This is a genomic window from Pedobacter sp. GW821-FHT01D05 (genome assembly GCF_059422505.1).
Map to the genome: position 1 here is coordinate 486,617 of NZ_JBWKXA010000005.1, position 14,776 is coordinate 501,392.

General features: G+C 37.5%; 13 protein-coding genes. 9 read left to right on the forward strand and 4 right to left on the reverse strand.

Annotated features, from left to right (window positions below):
• The first annotated feature begins 223 nt into the window (after positions 1-223).
• From AC07VK_RS19550 to AC07VK_RS19565, 4 genes are all read left to right on the forward strand, one after another.
• Entirely contained in the window at positions 224-901 is a 678-nt protein-coding gene (locus AC07VK_RS19550) for a response regulator transcription factor (protein ID WP_492954569.1), read from the forward strand.
• Positions 901-2,253 (forward strand): sensor histidine kinase, encoded by a 1,353-nt coding sequence (locus tag AC07VK_RS19555; RefSeq protein WP_492962649.1) that lies wholly within the window; start codon positions 901-903, stop codon positions 2,251-2,253. Before AC07VK_RS19550 ends, AC07VK_RS19555 begins: the two co-directional genes overlap by 1 nt.
• A 217-nt stretch (positions 2,254-2,470) precedes the next feature.
• Positions 2,471-2,968 carry a hypothetical protein gene (locus AC07VK_RS19560; protein WP_492954567.1) on the forward strand — a complete coding sequence of 166 codons (498 nt, stop codon included), beginning with the start codon at positions 2,471-2,473 and terminating at the stop codon, positions 2,966-2,968.
• A gap of 24 nt (positions 2,969-2,992) precedes the next feature.
• A complete protein-coding gene (locus AC07VK_RS19565) occupies positions 2,993-3,919 on the forward strand; it encodes a bestrophin family protein (protein WP_492954566.1) in 927 nt (308 codons plus the stop codon).
• A 416-nt stretch (positions 3,920-4,335) separates the two neighbouring features.
• On the opposite strand, the gene gyrB is transcribed toward AC07VK_RS19565, so the two are convergent.
• Positions 4,336-6,294 (reverse strand): DNA topoisomerase (ATP-hydrolyzing) subunit B, encoded by a 1,959-nt coding sequence (gene gyrB, locus AC07VK_RS19570; protein ID WP_086545171.1) that lies wholly within the window; start codon positions 6,292-6,294, stop codon positions 4,336-4,338.
• Positions 6,295-7,033: 739 nt separating this feature from the next.
• Between gyrB and AC07VK_RS19575 the strand changes: the two genes are divergently transcribed.
• Positions 7,034-7,633: an OmpH/Skp family outer membrane protein gene (locus AC07VK_RS19575; protein ID WP_492954565.1), complete on the forward strand. Its 600-nt coding sequence runs from the start codon at positions 7,034-7,036 to the stop codon at positions 7,631-7,633.
• An 82-nt stretch (positions 7,634-7,715) separates the two neighbouring features.
• Complete coding sequence (locus tag AC07VK_RS19580; protein ID WP_492962651.1) at positions 7,716-8,192, forward strand: nucleoside deaminase; 477 nt, start codon at positions 7,716-7,718, stop codon at positions 8,190-8,192.
• A 150-nt stretch (positions 8,193-8,342) separates the two neighbouring features.
• Here the strand turns inward: AC07VK_RS19580 and AC07VK_RS19585 are convergent, their stop codons facing one another.
• The gene (locus tag AC07VK_RS19585) at positions 8,343-10,268 is read right to left on the reverse strand and encodes a TlpA family protein disulfide reductase (protein WP_492962653.1); all 1,926 of its coding nucleotides are present in this window, start codon (positions 10,266-10,268) and stop codon (positions 8,343-8,345) included.
• 109 nt (positions 10,269-10,377) lie between these two features.
• Here AC07VK_RS19585 and AC07VK_RS19590 point away from each other — a divergent pair, with 109 nt between their 5' ends.
• A complete protein-coding gene (locus AC07VK_RS19590; protein WP_492962655.1) occupies positions 10,378-11,148 on the forward strand; it encodes an EcsC family protein in 771 nt (256 codons plus the stop codon).
• On the opposite strand, the gene AC07VK_RS19595 is transcribed toward AC07VK_RS19590, so the two are convergent.
• The gene (locus AC07VK_RS19595) at positions 11,149-11,550 is read right to left on the reverse strand and encodes an RNA-binding S4 domain-containing protein (protein WP_029279693.1); all 402 of its coding nucleotides are present in this window, start codon (positions 11,548-11,550) and stop codon (positions 11,149-11,151) included.
• Between the two features lie 204 nt (positions 11,551-11,754).
• Here AC07VK_RS19595 and AC07VK_RS19600 point away from each other — a divergent pair, with 204 nt between their 5' ends.
• Together AC07VK_RS19600 and AC07VK_RS19605 are read left to right on the forward strand one after the other, a co-directional pair.
• Positions 11,755-12,573 (forward strand): 2,3,4,5-tetrahydropyridine-2,6-dicarboxylate N-succinyltransferase, encoded by an 819-nt coding sequence (locus tag AC07VK_RS19600; protein WP_184469604.1) that lies wholly within the window; start codon positions 11,755-11,757, stop codon positions 12,571-12,573.
• A gap of 77 nt (positions 12,574-12,650) precedes the next feature.
• A complete protein-coding gene (locus AC07VK_RS19605) occupies positions 12,651-13,760 on the forward strand; it encodes a glycosyltransferase family 4 protein (protein ID WP_492962658.1) in 1,110 nt (369 codons plus the stop codon).
• A 367-nt stretch (positions 13,761-14,127) separates the two neighbouring features.
• Here the strand turns inward: AC07VK_RS19605 and AC07VK_RS19610 are convergent, their stop codons facing one another.
• Positions 14,128-14,685, reverse strand: a complete 558-nt coding sequence (locus tag AC07VK_RS19610) for a DUF4136 domain-containing protein (RefSeq protein WP_492954559.1) — start codon at positions 14,683-14,685, stop codon at positions 14,128-14,130.
• Between the last annotated feature and the right edge of the window lie 91 nt (positions 14,686-14,776).

Consider the following 14,776-nt stretch of genomic DNA (forward strand, 5'->3'; position numbering starts at 1 on the left):
GGAAGCCTAAAGCGCAAGAAAAACCTCTGCGCACGCTGTGCCTTTCCTCTATTCTCTCTGTGGTTAAAACATAACTAGCTTCTCTTTTGAGAGGCTTTTTTTTACGTCAATTTGCAATCATCCAAACAATTGTGTCGGCTTTGCGTTAAAAAAGCATTAAAAATCAGTTAACCAGCGATTAATATTTTGTAATTCCCTATTTTTTAGATTACTTGCCAGCAAAATGAATTTATTACTTGTAGAAGATGAACCGAGCGTTGTATCTGTAATTTCGAGGGGTTTAACCGATGAGGGATTTACCGTAAGTATAGCTCCTGATGGTTTAATCGGGAAACAGATGGCTATAGAAAATCAGTTCGATCTGATTATTCTCGATATTATGCTACCTGGAATAAATGGTTTGGAACTTTGCAAAATCATTAAAGATCAAAAACCAAATACACCTATTATTATGCTTACCGCTTTGGGTACTACAGAAAATGTAGTAAACGGACTGGATAATGGTGCGGATGATTATTTAATAAAGCCATTTAAATTTGCTGAACTTTTTGCAAGGATCAGAATGCTGTTGAGGCGATATCATGGTGTGGTTTCGCAAGATCAGATTGTCTCCATAGCAGACCTCCAGCTAAATTTAAGCGCAAAAACAGTAAAACGAAACCAACAGGAAATTATACTTACGGCAACAGAATATCGGCTGCTTGAGTATATGGCCAAAAACAAATCAAAAATTCTATCGCGGATAGACATTTTAGAAAACGTTTGGGATATCGATTTTAACCTTGGCACCAATGTGGTTGATGTTTATGTTAATTATCTCCGCAAAAAAATAGATAAAAATTCCGATCAGAAACTTATTCACACTGTGGTAGGCCTGGGCTATATATTAAAAGAAAAATAATGAAGATAGCCAAGAAGATCACCTTACTTTTCGCCATTCTATCGGCAATTATTATCTCTTTATTAAGTGGTTTTGTTTGGTATTTTTCTAACGATTTCGCCTTTGAAGATTTTTATAAACGTTTAGAAGCCAGGGTTAAGATTGCTGCCCAAATCAAACTGTACGAAGATGGCAACAATAAGGTTTACGCTAAAATGCGTAATCAATACCTGGAGCGCTTACCCTCTGAGAAAGAATACATCTTTGAGGCTGGCAAAGCACCCGGTAAAGTTGACCGCGAATTACCAGCTAGTTTTTATAACCGTATAAAGACAGGCAATATGGCGCGTTACCGGGTCGAAAACCACTTTTACGCAGGTAAATTCTTTAAAAACAACCATACCAGATATATTGTAATTGTTTCTGCAAACGATCCTTTCGGCTTTCGGGAACTAAAAGACCTGCAAAGAATATTGATTATCGGTTTTTTTCTTTCTGTTGTTTTATCTTTTGTAGTTGGCTGGAAATTTTCCAATTACATGTTAATGCCCTTAAGAAATATAATTAAGAGTGTAAAAAAGATAAAAGCGGAAAATTTGCATTTAAGACTGGATGTAAAAGAAGGTAACGATGAAATGTCACAATTGGCCCAAACCTTTAATAACATGCTTAACCGTTTAGAAACAGCTTTCGAAACACAGAATAACTTTATCAGTAATGCTTCGCACGAGTTAAGAACACCATTAACCATTATTAGTGGTGAAGTTGAGCTAGCAATGAAGACCATCGAGGATACCGCAAAACAGGAAAAAGCATTAGCAAAAATTAAGGATGAGGCAGAAAGATTAGAACATATCTTAACCAGTTTACTGGGCCTGGCACAATCTGGATTTAACGGAAAGAACCAACCCTGGGAAGAGGTGCGGATGGACGAACTGTTATGGGAAATTAAAGAATCCGTTAATCAGGTACACCCCAACAGTCAGATAGAAATCGATTTTACCAAACTTCCTGATGATGATGAACTACTAACCCTGCGGGTAAACAAAAATCTGATTAAGCTTGCCATCAGCAACATTGTAAACAATGCCTGTAAATACTCAAATGAGAATCTGGTAAGTATTAGTATTGAAAGCAATGCCAATATGCTTTCTATTGCTGTAACGGATAGAGGAATTGGAATACCACAAACAGATATACAGCATATATTTGAACCTTTTTATCGTGCATCTAACACCAACGATTTTAAGGGATATGGCGTTGGCCTACCACTTTCGTTGAATATTATCCGTTTACACCGAGGTAGTATTGCTATTAAATCGCAGGAAGGAGTTGGCACTGAGATCAAGGTTTTATTGCCGACGAAAAGTTAATGGTTCATTAGTTCACTGGCCATTAGTTCATACTATTAACTGATTTTTAGTTATTGGCTCCCAAACAAATGAACCAATGACAAATGAACCGGTGAACTGTCCACTCAAAAAAGGAGTACACTCTAATCTCATTCTAATCTTACTCTTATTTCGCTATAATAACATCAAGCTAAACTTGTATAAATAATTTTTCAATTCATTTAAACAAGATATAGCGATGAAAACAGTATTAGTACCAACCGACTTTAAATTAGAAAGCATTAAAATTATTGATGCACTTGTTCAACATCAAAAAAATGAAAGCTTAAACATCATTTTTGTACATGCCTTTAAATTATCAGATTCTATAACCGATATGTTAATGTTGAGTCGCCGCAGCCGCGATTACGAAAATGTTAGCGACGAATTTTATCAGCAGATCAATCAAGCTAAGGCAAAATATCCTAGTCAGATCAATGCCATTGGCATCGAATATTTTTACGGAAGTACAGTAGCCGCTTTCAAAAACTTTATCGAAGCTTTTGATGTAGAGCGCATTGCCTACTTAAAAGAATACAATTTTACGCCGATCAATAAATATAGCATCGATCCTAAAATATTAACAGAACGTGCAGGCTGCGAAGTGATTCAATTAAACACATTAACTGTTCATGCCAGTGAAAATTTAATTGACACAAAAATAAACGAAACACAGTTGCAAGAAGCAAACGCTTAATTATCACATTTTAAACTTTATATTATGCTGTTACGAAATAATATTCCGCTCACTTATATATTCGGAAAGATCAAAAAGGAACTTCTGTTTGTTATTGGCTACTCTATAGGTATTGTAGTGTTGTATGAAAACTTTCATGTTACACGTATTTCCATTCCTGTTGCTGTGCCAGCGCTACTGGGAACAATCATTTCCCTGCTATTAGCATTCCGGTCTAACCAGGCTTACGATAGATGGTGGGAAGCCAGAATTCTTTGGGGTGCAATTGTTAACGATTCCAGAACCCTATCGCGCCAGATATTATCTTTTGTAGAAAATCCTTATGGCTTAGATGAGGTTGAGGCATTTAAAGAACGTTTTATAAAAAGGCAGATTGCCTGGTGTTACGCCTTAAGTCAATCGCTAAGAGGTTTTAACCCACGTAAAGGTTTGGAAGAATACCTATGTGAAGAGGAAATCGCTTTTATTAAAAAACGTAAAAATGTAACTGCAACGATATTGGAGTTACACGCCATGGACTTAAAAAAGGCATTGCAAGAAGGCTGGATCAATAAATATCAGCAGATAGAAATCGATAAAACCATTACAGCTTTATGCAACCATATGGGCGGATCGGAAAGAATAAAAAACACCGTTTTTCCGGTTACTTATAGCAAATACATTAACATGTCTATCCATTTATTCATCGTGTTACTGCCTTTTGGTTTAATTGAGTACTTTGGTTACATGGAAGTTCCTTTAGTGGTGGCTATTGCTGCATTCTTTTTACTGGTAGAAAAAATGGCGGTACATCTTCAGGATCCTTTTGAAAATAAACCTACAGATACACCAACCACAACGATCTGCAGAACGATTGAACGCGATCTATGCCAGATGCTGGACGATAATAAAATATACGAGGATAAACCTCAAACCGAATTGGCACCTGTAGGGTCTTATTACATCCTGTAATAATAATTGCCGTAAAATAATCTCATCCATTGAGATGGTTAGTTAATCAAAATGTATTTGTACTGGATAGCACAATCATTTTGAAAGGTTTATAGTGAACCAAAGCCATTCGTAAACGGAATGGCTTTGGTTTTTCTTGTGTAGTCAGATGTTACCATCTGACTTATAAAAACTCAATTTACAAAAAAGAAAAATTTAATGCCGTGTAAGATGGCAACATCTTACACCACGATCCAGGTGCAGTCAGATGTTACCATCTGACTTATGACAATTAAACTCATCCAAAACAGAAAAATTCAATGTGGTGTAAGATGGTAACATCTTACACCACAATCAAAAAAAAACCTCTCCAAGATTTAACTTGGAGAGGTTTCATTTATTTCGCTATCAGCTTTTTCTTTGAGCTTTCAGCTCAATTAAGCATCAATTTTCGCGTATTTTGCATTACGTTCAATAAACTCTCTACGTGGAGCAACTTCATCGCCCATTAACATAGAGAAAGTATGATCACATTCTGCAGCACTTTCGATTGTAGCCTGTAATAAAGTACGTGTAGCAGGATTCAACGTGGTATCCCAGAGTTGTTCTGCGTTCATCTCACCCAAACCTTTGTAACGCTGAATGTGCACGCTATCTTCTTTACCATTCCCTTTAATACGTTGTACAGCTGCATCGCGTTGTACATCATTCCAGCAATATTCGAAATCTTTACCTTTTTTAACCTGGTAAAGCGGTGGCGATGCAATGTAAACATAACCCGCTTCGATTAAGGCCCTCATATAACGATAGAAGAATGTTAAGATCAATGTGGTAATGTGAGAACCATCAATATCAGCATCCGTCATAATTACGATCTTGTGGTAACGTAATTTAGTTAGGTTTAATGCTTTATCATCTTCTGGTGTACCAATACTTACACCGATAGCGGTAAACATGTTTTTGATCTCATCATTCTCATAGATTTTGTGCTCCATCGCTTTTTCTACGTTCAAGATTTTACCTTTTAATGGTAAAATAGCCTGAATGTTTCGATCGCGACCTTGTTTAGCGGTACCACCCGCCGAATCACCCTCTACCAGATAAATTTCACATCTTTCCGGATCACTATCTGAGCAATCGGCTAATTTACCTGGTAAACCAGATCCGCCCATCACACTCTTACGCTGCACCATTTCGCGGGCCTTACGCGCCGCAGCACGTGCAGTAGCCGCTAAAATTACCTTGTTGATGATCATTTTAGCTTCTTTCGGATTTTCTTCCAAATAGTAACCTAACGCTTCACCAACAGCAACATCTACTGCTCCCATTACCTCACTGTTACCCAGTTTGGTTTTGGTTTGCCCTTCAAACTGAGGTTCCTGTACCTTTACCGAAACTACCGCGGTTAAACCTTCTCTAAAGTCATCACCCGTAATTTCCATTTTAAGATTTTTCAACAAACCCGATTTATCAGCATAAGCTTTTAAAGTACGGGTTAAACCCCTACGGAAACCTGCAATATGCGTTCCCCCCTCGTGTGTATTAATATTATTCACATAAGAGTGAACATTTTCTGAATAACTATCGTTGTACTGAAAAGCCAATTCAACGGGAATACCATTTTTGATACCCTCGATATAAATTGGTTCAGGCAAGAAAGATGCTCTTGTTCCATCTAAAAAGGCAACAAATTCTTTCAAGCCGCCTTCTGAATGGAATACTTCTGATAAGAATTTACCATCTTCTAAAACTTCGCGCTCATCTGTTAAAGTTAGTGTGATTCCTTTATTCAGGAAAGCCAACTCACGTAAACGACCTGCTAAAGTATCGTATTTATATTCAGTAGTTTGTGTAAAAATCGTAGCATCCGGACTAAAAGTTACAATCGTACCGCGTTTATCGGTTTCACCCACTTCTTTAACATCGTATAAAGGTTTACCGATGTTATATTCCTGCATCCATATTTTACCTTCACGGTGAACTTCGGCTTTTAAATGTGTAGATAAGGCGTTAACGCAACTTACCCCCACACCGTGCAAACCGCCTGATACTTTGTAGGTATCTTTATCAAATTTACCACCCGCGTGTAAAACCGTCATTACGATTTCAAGCGCCGATTTATTCTCTTTTGTATTAATTCCGGTTGGAATACCCCGACCGTTATCTTCAACTCTGATGGAGTTACCTTCTAAAATCCTAACATCGATTGTATCTGCATGACCGGCTAAAGCCTCATCAATTGAGTTATCTACAACCTCGTAAACCAAATGGTGTAAACCTTTTACACCAGTATCACCTATATACATTGAAGGGCGCTTACGCACCGCTTCTAAACCTTCTAAAACCTGTATATTATCTGCCGAATAATTTGACTTTAAATCCTGTTCTTCGCTCATATTTTAATTAAAAACAATAAGTATCAAAAATACGGAAATTTTGGCATTTAAACTAATATGTGGATAAATTTTGAGCTGTTAAGAGATTACAGTTAAAGCGATTAAAACAGGTTTAAATCAGGTTTTAGAAAGCAAAACCGGCATTCCAATCCATGTCTCCTCCCGCTTTCCATTATAAGTCCCGCAGAAGAAGCGGGAGCTTTCCATTCCAATCGGGTTTAGGTGGTCACAACCTGCAAATATTATAGGATTATCGCACCCACCAAACGTTCCGACGGAACGAAAACGCCAATTATTCAATTGGCTACCCACGAAACGTCCCTAAGGGGACGTTAAGGATTAAGATTTCCAAATCGCAAACCGTTCCAGAGGAACGCCTCATGGGTAGAAAAAAAATGAAACATTTTTTTCGTTCCGTAGGAACGTTTGGTGTTATGAAATTTACTATGGCCACCCTGCAACCCCAAATAGCAATACCAGCTGTGCCACCTAAACCCGATGGAAGCTGGCATGAAATAAAGCGGACAGCGGGAGGAACAACAGTTTGAAATACAGGCTTTGCTTTTCAAATCACCACTATCAGATTTTCGCGATTAGCGTTAGAGGCTTAGCTTTGAGTAAATTAAACGCTTTACCCGCTACGCCAAACGCAAAAGCACTCTTGTATTGCAATAGGCCTTTCTTTAAATTGGATATAAAAACTAATTTATATAAGTTTGCTAAAATTTATTAAACAAGAATGGAAAGAAGAACCTTTAAAACCTTTGGTTTACTTGCAACAGCAACTTTGATAACTGCTTTCTCTGCATGCCAGAACAAAGACACTAAAACTACTGAAACTAAAAAAACAGAGGGTACTACTGCAGCGGTTTCTCCAGCTGAGAAAATTGTGTATGTAAACTCCGACTCGTTACTCACAAAATATGAATACTTTAAAGATCTTAAAGTGAAATTTGAAGGTAAGACCAAAAATGCTCAGGCAGACATGCAGGCTAAAGGTCAGGCTTTTCAAAGAGAAGTGGCACAATACCAGCAATCGGCACAAACTTTATCGGCCGATCAACGCAAAAGCACCGAAGAGCGTTTAGCACGTAAACAACAAGAACTACAAACTTACCAACAAAATGCTGGTGGTGCTTTACAGAACGAGCAAGCTGCTGAAAATGAAAAACTTTATGATAAAGTGGCAGATTACCTAAAAGGTTATGCTAAAGAAAAAGGTTATAAAATGGTTTTGACTTACTCAAAAGGTAACAGCGCTATTTTATTTGCCGACGAAAGTTTAGATGTTACTTCAGAAGTAATTAAAGGCTTAAACGCAGAATACAGCAAAAAATAAGCGGATAGCGATTAAAATATAAATGCCTCGTATAAATCGGGGCATTTTTTTTGTGCTGTTTTTTATAAAAGATCAAATTAATATGGACAATCAACATCAGGAATATATGCAGATGGCAATCGAGTTATCTGTTCAAAATGTAAGCGAAAGCATTGGTGGGCCTTTTGGAGCTGTAGTGGTAAAAGATGGGAAGTTGATTGCCAAATCGGCAAATAAAGTAACCTCTACCAACGATCCAACTGCACATGCGGAAGTTTCTGCCATTAGACTGGCCTGTACCGAATTAAATACTTTCGATTTAAGTGGCTGCGTAATTTACACCAGCTGTGAGCCTTGCCCTATGTGTTTAGGTGCCATTTATTGGGCAAGAATTGGCACGATTTATTATGCAAATACCAAGGCTGATGCGGAGCACATTGGTTTTAGTGATAAATTTATATATGAAGAACTAGACAAGCCGATGGAAAACAGGAGCCTGCCGGTTATTCAACTGATGCGCGATGAAGCTTTAGCAGCCTTTAAACTATGGGAAACCTCACCAATGAGGATAGAATACTAAATAAAAAGAGGTTGTATCATAAAGGTGTTTCGACAGGCTGTCATGTTGAGCCTGTCGAAACACCTTAAAGCGGATTTAAGCAGGTCCTTCGATAAGCTCAGATGACAAATCTATATTATGATACAACTTCTCCCTCATTAAAATCATTGTTTATTTGCTCGATTCTTTTCCGGCAAGCAAGCCGATCATCGAATCTATTTCTTTCACCACACCATCGTCAGAGCCAGAGAAACCTACAGCTTTAAACCTGATATTACCATCCCCATCAATCACAAATTTGGTTGGGATTCCATCAACTTTATAGGCACTTACCACATCAAATTTGGAAGGGTCTTTTACGTTTTTGGTATCGTACAGCACATTAAAATTGTATTTTTTTGCCGTAATAAAATCAGTTACCAATTTTTCTCTATTCTCTTCTGTTTGCCAGGTATTTACAAACAGGAATACCACATTTGGATTACTGGCGTATTTGTTTAAGGCTTTTTGCATACCTGGGAAAGAAGACACGCATGGTCCGCACCAGGTTGCCCAATAATCTAAAATTACAATCTTTCCTTTCAAACTGGCCAGGCTTACGGTTTCACCTTTAAGGTTAGTTAACGAGAACGCAGGGGCTGGAATATTAATCATTTTTTTTGTCCATTCTGCCCGCTCTTTTTCCAATGCTGCTTTTTCTAAATTGGCCAGGTAAGTTTCATAAGTCCCATCCTTCTTCAGTTTAGTATAAAGCATTTTAAATTCGTTCTTTAGCGAATCATTGCCTTTACCCTCTTTAATTAATTTTTCGGCCTCAGTATATGCTTTATCATCCTGGCCATCTTTAATTAAATAAGTTACATAACGTGACAATACATCGGGCGGAACTGTTGCATATAAAGGAATGGCCTTCTCTTGCATAGCCAAAGCCTCTTTAAATTTTCCCTGATGATATAACAACAGTCCATAAGTATCAGCATACATACCATAAGCGCCGTCTAAATATTTGAGGTATTCTTCTTTAGTGTTGTAATATTTTGGCACCTCATCATTTCTCGATGCTTCTATCAGTTCGAGCGACTGTTTTGAAAGCTGGGCAGCAAGCTCGATATTCTCTTTTTTCTCAGCAGAAGGCCAGGCAAAACTATTGTTATACAAACTTGCCCTGGTCATTTTATCGGTGACCTTTTTGGCATAATCCTTAAATTTCTCCAGATCTTTAGCTTTTACAGCACTATTGGCTAACATACTATAAATGGAATTCAACTTACCGGCATCTAATTTTTTGGTTTGATCAAGGTTAAATCTGCTAATCATTTCATCGGCCTTTTGTATTTGTGCGGCAAAATCTTTTGTGCTATAAAGTGAATTCATCCCATCATTCCAGGCGTAATTTCCTGTAGGGTACTTTTTAATGATGATGGCTTTAATAGAATCTGCTTGAGCTTTTTTCTTTAACAGGGTGTAAAGGCTAATAACAGTACCCAAGTCCTCTTCTTTTGGTTCTTTCAGTTTTGATAGGGTCGAAATATTTTCATTAATCAACTTTGTACCATTGTCTTTATCTGCTTTGTACTCAAGCGACAGATATTGATTTAGATTTTTCTTTTTCAACTCGGGTTTTAAAGCAAAAGCTTGTTTATACAGTGAAATGGCCTTTTCTGGATCGATAGTAAGCCCCAAATAGTAATTTCCTGCTAATCCATACAAGAAAGCTTCGTTAAGATAAGCTTCAGCTGGCACTTTACCTGCTTTAGTGAATGCTAAAACATAACCGGCAGGCGCTTCATCTTTTTGATCACCTACCGAAAAAGCAAGCCCAATCACGGTAACACTATCCGGGGTAGAAATTTCTCCCTTATAAACTGTTCCGTCTTTAGTGAGTTCAATTTTAGCGCTTTTGGGACTGGATTTTGAAAAAAAAGTATAACCAGTACATTTTACATCTGCCAGATTTTCGAGATTGGTTCCCTTTGGGTCGTATGTAAATTTAACTGTACTTCCTGCTGCAGGTTTATCAGCAGAAAATTTCACGCCTTGTGCATTTGCTACTCCAGCAGCAAACATGAGCAAGCATAACAATTTTAAAGTTTTCATAATGAAAGGATTAAGTTATTTATTAGGTAACTAAATATATAGTTTATTCTTTATTCTTCAAAGTTATTTTATGTTAAATTTTAAGGAATAATTATTGTAGTAATTAAGCATGACCTATGAACAAAAAATAAGTGGTGAACTAAGTTTCTGGAAGTTTAAAACTTTGCAAAAACCTTCGCTTTTGAATAAAGTGACGAATAAAGTGCAGAAAAAAATAAACAGCTATATTCCCGATAAGGTTCACAATGCCATAACTACTGCGATTAAACAGATGGTTAAGGCTGTGCTTTTTGGTTCAACATTTACCACATCGAAGCCGATTACCGATTTAACCCTAATGCACCGCGAGGCATTAATTAAGCAAAAGATAGAAAACTACAAAAAAACAGGTGCTGCTGAAGGCGGAATTACAGGTGCAGGAGGTTTTTTAATGAGCCTGGCAGATTTTCCGCTGTTGCTGGGTATAAAGATGAAAATGCTTTTTGATATTGCCGCAGTTTACGGATATGATGTTAAAGATTACCGCGAACGTTTATATATTTTACACATCTTCCAGCTGGCTTTTTCAAGCAAAGAAGAAAGCCAGAATATATTTACGAAAATGCAGGATTGGGATGATAAAGCCCATCAATTACCAACCAATATTGATGAATTTGACTGGCTTACCTTCCAACAGCAATACCGCGATTATATTGATTTAGCCAAACTTGCGCAGATGCTTCCATTTGTGGGTGCAGCGGTTGGTGCGGTTGCCAATTATAAACTGATCGAAAAACTGGGCAAAACAGCAATGATGAGCTACCGGATGCGGTATTTCAATTTACAGTATGCAGTGATCAGTACACAAACTGAAAACCGCAAACTAGAAACTGGGAACTAACTAATCCTCCTCTTCAAACATTCCTCCAATGAGGTCATCTGTCTCCCGTCGGTCTTTTTTAGTCGGGCGGCCGGTACCTCTATCGCGTTTTAGGTTTGGTGCATGAAACATCGATTTAAAAGCATGCGTTTCTTCAACAGGCGTTAAATCTTTGTATTTTGTTAAGGCTGTTGGCGAATCTGTTCTATTGTACGACAGTTCTACCACTTCAATAATTTTCTTTTCGATCCCTTTTGATACCTGATAAACCTCACCAACTTTTACAATGGCCGAAGGCTTAATATTCTGACCTTTGAGTTTCACTCTTCCTGCTTTACAGGCATCAGTGGCCAGGCTCCGCGTTTTAAACAACCTGATCGCCCATAAATATTTATCTATCCTAAGTTTTTCCGTCTCTGTCATAAAATTCAAAAATACATAATTAGGTTAATTCCTATGTTGGTTAATTGTAGAAACTGGTTAATTGGTTAACTGTTATATCATGTGCTTACCCACCATTAACCAGTTTAAACGATTTAAACAATTAACCTACCAACAAAACAATTTAAACAATTAACCATTTAATAAGCAAAAATTGATTTATTTTGCGTAAAATTTAAAAACATCATGTATTCAGATTTAAAGAAATTAATTGAAGCCGCTTGGGAGGATAGAACCCTTTTAAAATACAGCAACTATTGCGAAGCCATTGAAGCCGTTATTATGGGGCTTGATAAGGGCGAAATCCGCGTTGCTGAGCCAGTTTTAAACTCTTGGGGCATTAATGAGTGGGTAAAGAAAGCGGTAATTTTATATTTCCCGATTCGCGAGATGAAAGAAATTAAAAGCGGTCCTTTTGTTTACCACGATAAAATGGATTTAAAAACCGATTATAAAACAACTGGTGTACGTGTTGTGCCTATGGCAAGTGCACGTTACGGTGCGTTTTTAGCAAAAGGTGTAATCATGATGCCATCATACGTAAACATCGGCGCTTATGTTGATGAAGGTACGATGGTTGATACCTGGGCTACTGTTGGTTCTTGTGCACAAATTGGTAAACGCGTTCACTTAAGTGGTGGCGTGGGTATTGGTGGTGTTTTAGAGCCAGTACAAGCTGCTCCGGTTATTATCGAAGATGATGCATTTCTAGGCTCTAGAGCGATTGTTGTTGAAGGTGTTAAAGTTGAGAGAGAAGCTGTTTTAGGTGCTAACGTAGTATTAACAGCATCAACTAAGATTATCGATGTTACCGGTCCTACGCCAGTAGAATATAAAGGAATTGTTCCTGCACGTTCGGTTGTAATACCAGGAAGTTATACTAAAAAATTCCCTGCTGGCGAATTTCAGGTACCTTGTGCTTTAATTATTGGCAAACGTAAAGAAAGTACAGATAAGAAAACTTCACTTAACGATGCGTTGAGAGAAAATAATGTAGCAGTATAAATGGCTTAAGGTATAGGGCTTAAGGTGTAAGGTAACACCCAAAGCCTTAAACCTTTTACCTTAAACCTTACACCTCTATGAAAATTGGATACGATGGCAAGCGTGCGGCTAATAACTTAACAGGATTAGGGAATTACAGCCGATCTTTAATTGAGCATTTGGCACATCAGTTTCCTCAACATCAATACCTGGTTTATTCTCCCAAAGTAAAAGCGGCCAAACAGATCGATGCGTTTTTCGAAAATGATAACATTGAGCTTAAACTTCCTAAAAACGGGCCATTTTTATGGAGGACTTTAAATATCCTGAAAGATTTAACCCAGGATGACTGTCAGATTTTTCATGGTTTGAGCCATGAAATTCCATTAGCCATACAACATACGAGGATTAAATCAATTGTTACCATTCATGATTTAATTTTCCTTCGTTTCCCTCAATATTACAAATTTATCGACCGGAAATTATACGAGTGGAAAAGCAAATCTGCTTGTAAACGGGCCAATAAAATTATCGCCATCAGCGAAAAAACAAAGGCAGATATCATCGAACTTTACGGGATTAGTCCAGAGAAGATTGATGTAATTTACCAAAGCTGTGATGATAGTTTTAAAACACCTTTCCCGAAAGAAACATTAAGCAGGATTAGCGCAACCTATAAACTACCTGAAAACTATATTCTTAACGTTGGCACCATTGAAGAACGTAAAAATCTAAAATTGGTTGTGCAGGCCTTAAAAGCGGTCAGCGAAGATTATAAACTGGTGGTGATAGGCAAACAAACGGCTTATTTTAAAACGGTTGAGCAAGAAATAGAGAAACTTGGCCTTAAAAACAGAATTCTATTCTTAAAAAACATCCCTTTTTCCGATCTGCCTGGTATATATCAAATGGCTAGTGTTTTTGTTTATCCTTCATTTTACGAAGGTTTTGGCATTCCGATTATCGAAGCGCTATACTCTGGCGTTCCGGTTATTGCGGCAACAGGGTCATGCCTGGAAGAAGCTGGCGGACCAGATAGTTTATACATTTCGCCTGATGACGCTAACGGACTTACAAAAGCCATTAATCAAATTCTTGAAAGACCGCAGCTCCAAAAAGAGATGAAAGAAAAAGGGCTGGAATTTGTTCAAAAATTCAATAGTCCTGTGGTTACGCAGCAATTAATGGATTGTTATTTAACGCTTTAACTATCCTTCAACTACGCTCAGGATGACAATCATTTATACTCTCCCTTATTTACTACCAAAGAGGAGTTTATCAATTTATTACCACAATCCAGCTCAATCTAAACCTGACATTCGCGAAAAGCCCACAATCCGATCCTTCTATCGGATGAGGACTTGCAGCATTGGCAGGACTAACGGTTAATAGTAGCACTACCCCTGCTTTTCAAATATAAAAAACTCAATTTCTGCAAATCGACAGTTTCTTTTTTTACAAGCCAATAAATCCCATGTCTCTAAAAAAAGAAAAAGGGCTGGAATTTATTTAAAAATTCAACAGCCCTTGTTATTAATAAATTCTATTCAGATCTTTTAACTTAACAGCTAAATTTTATTTAGCAACTGTAACATTAGGTGGGTATTGTGCCAATATTTCTTTTACGCCTGTATATAAACGTTCTTCTCTTTTGTTAAAGCTATCCAGGTTAAAACCAGATCCCTGTCCGTGCCAGAATAAAATCTTTTTAGCTGGATCTAAGAAATCGATAATGATTGTACCTTCAATATATTGGTTTACATAGGTTCCGCCGCCGCCCCAGAAAGGATTTCCCCAGCCGCCACGCCAGCCCCAACCCCAGCCACCATAGTATCCTGGACCATATACATCGGTTTTTTCACGGGCTACCACTACCAGATTCACCAATAAATCAGGTCTGTCTGATTTGGTAAATCCTTTGGCGTTCATTTCAGATTCAACCGCGGCCATTAATCTGCGTTTATCCAGATTATTAAGCTTAACTCTTGCTATGCCTTTATCGTAAAAATTGTAGGTTTTGTAACCGCTTAAATCAACATTTTTATCATAATCTGATGCGGTGCGGAGTGATGTACATCCTGCTAATGCCAATACCACTGTAAAAAGCATTAATAATTTTTGTGCTGTTCTCATTTTGTGCGTTGTTCTTTAAATAACCTGAATTAAATATAACGATTTTGACAATCAAAAAGGAAAATCATTTATATTTTTTACAATCAGATTG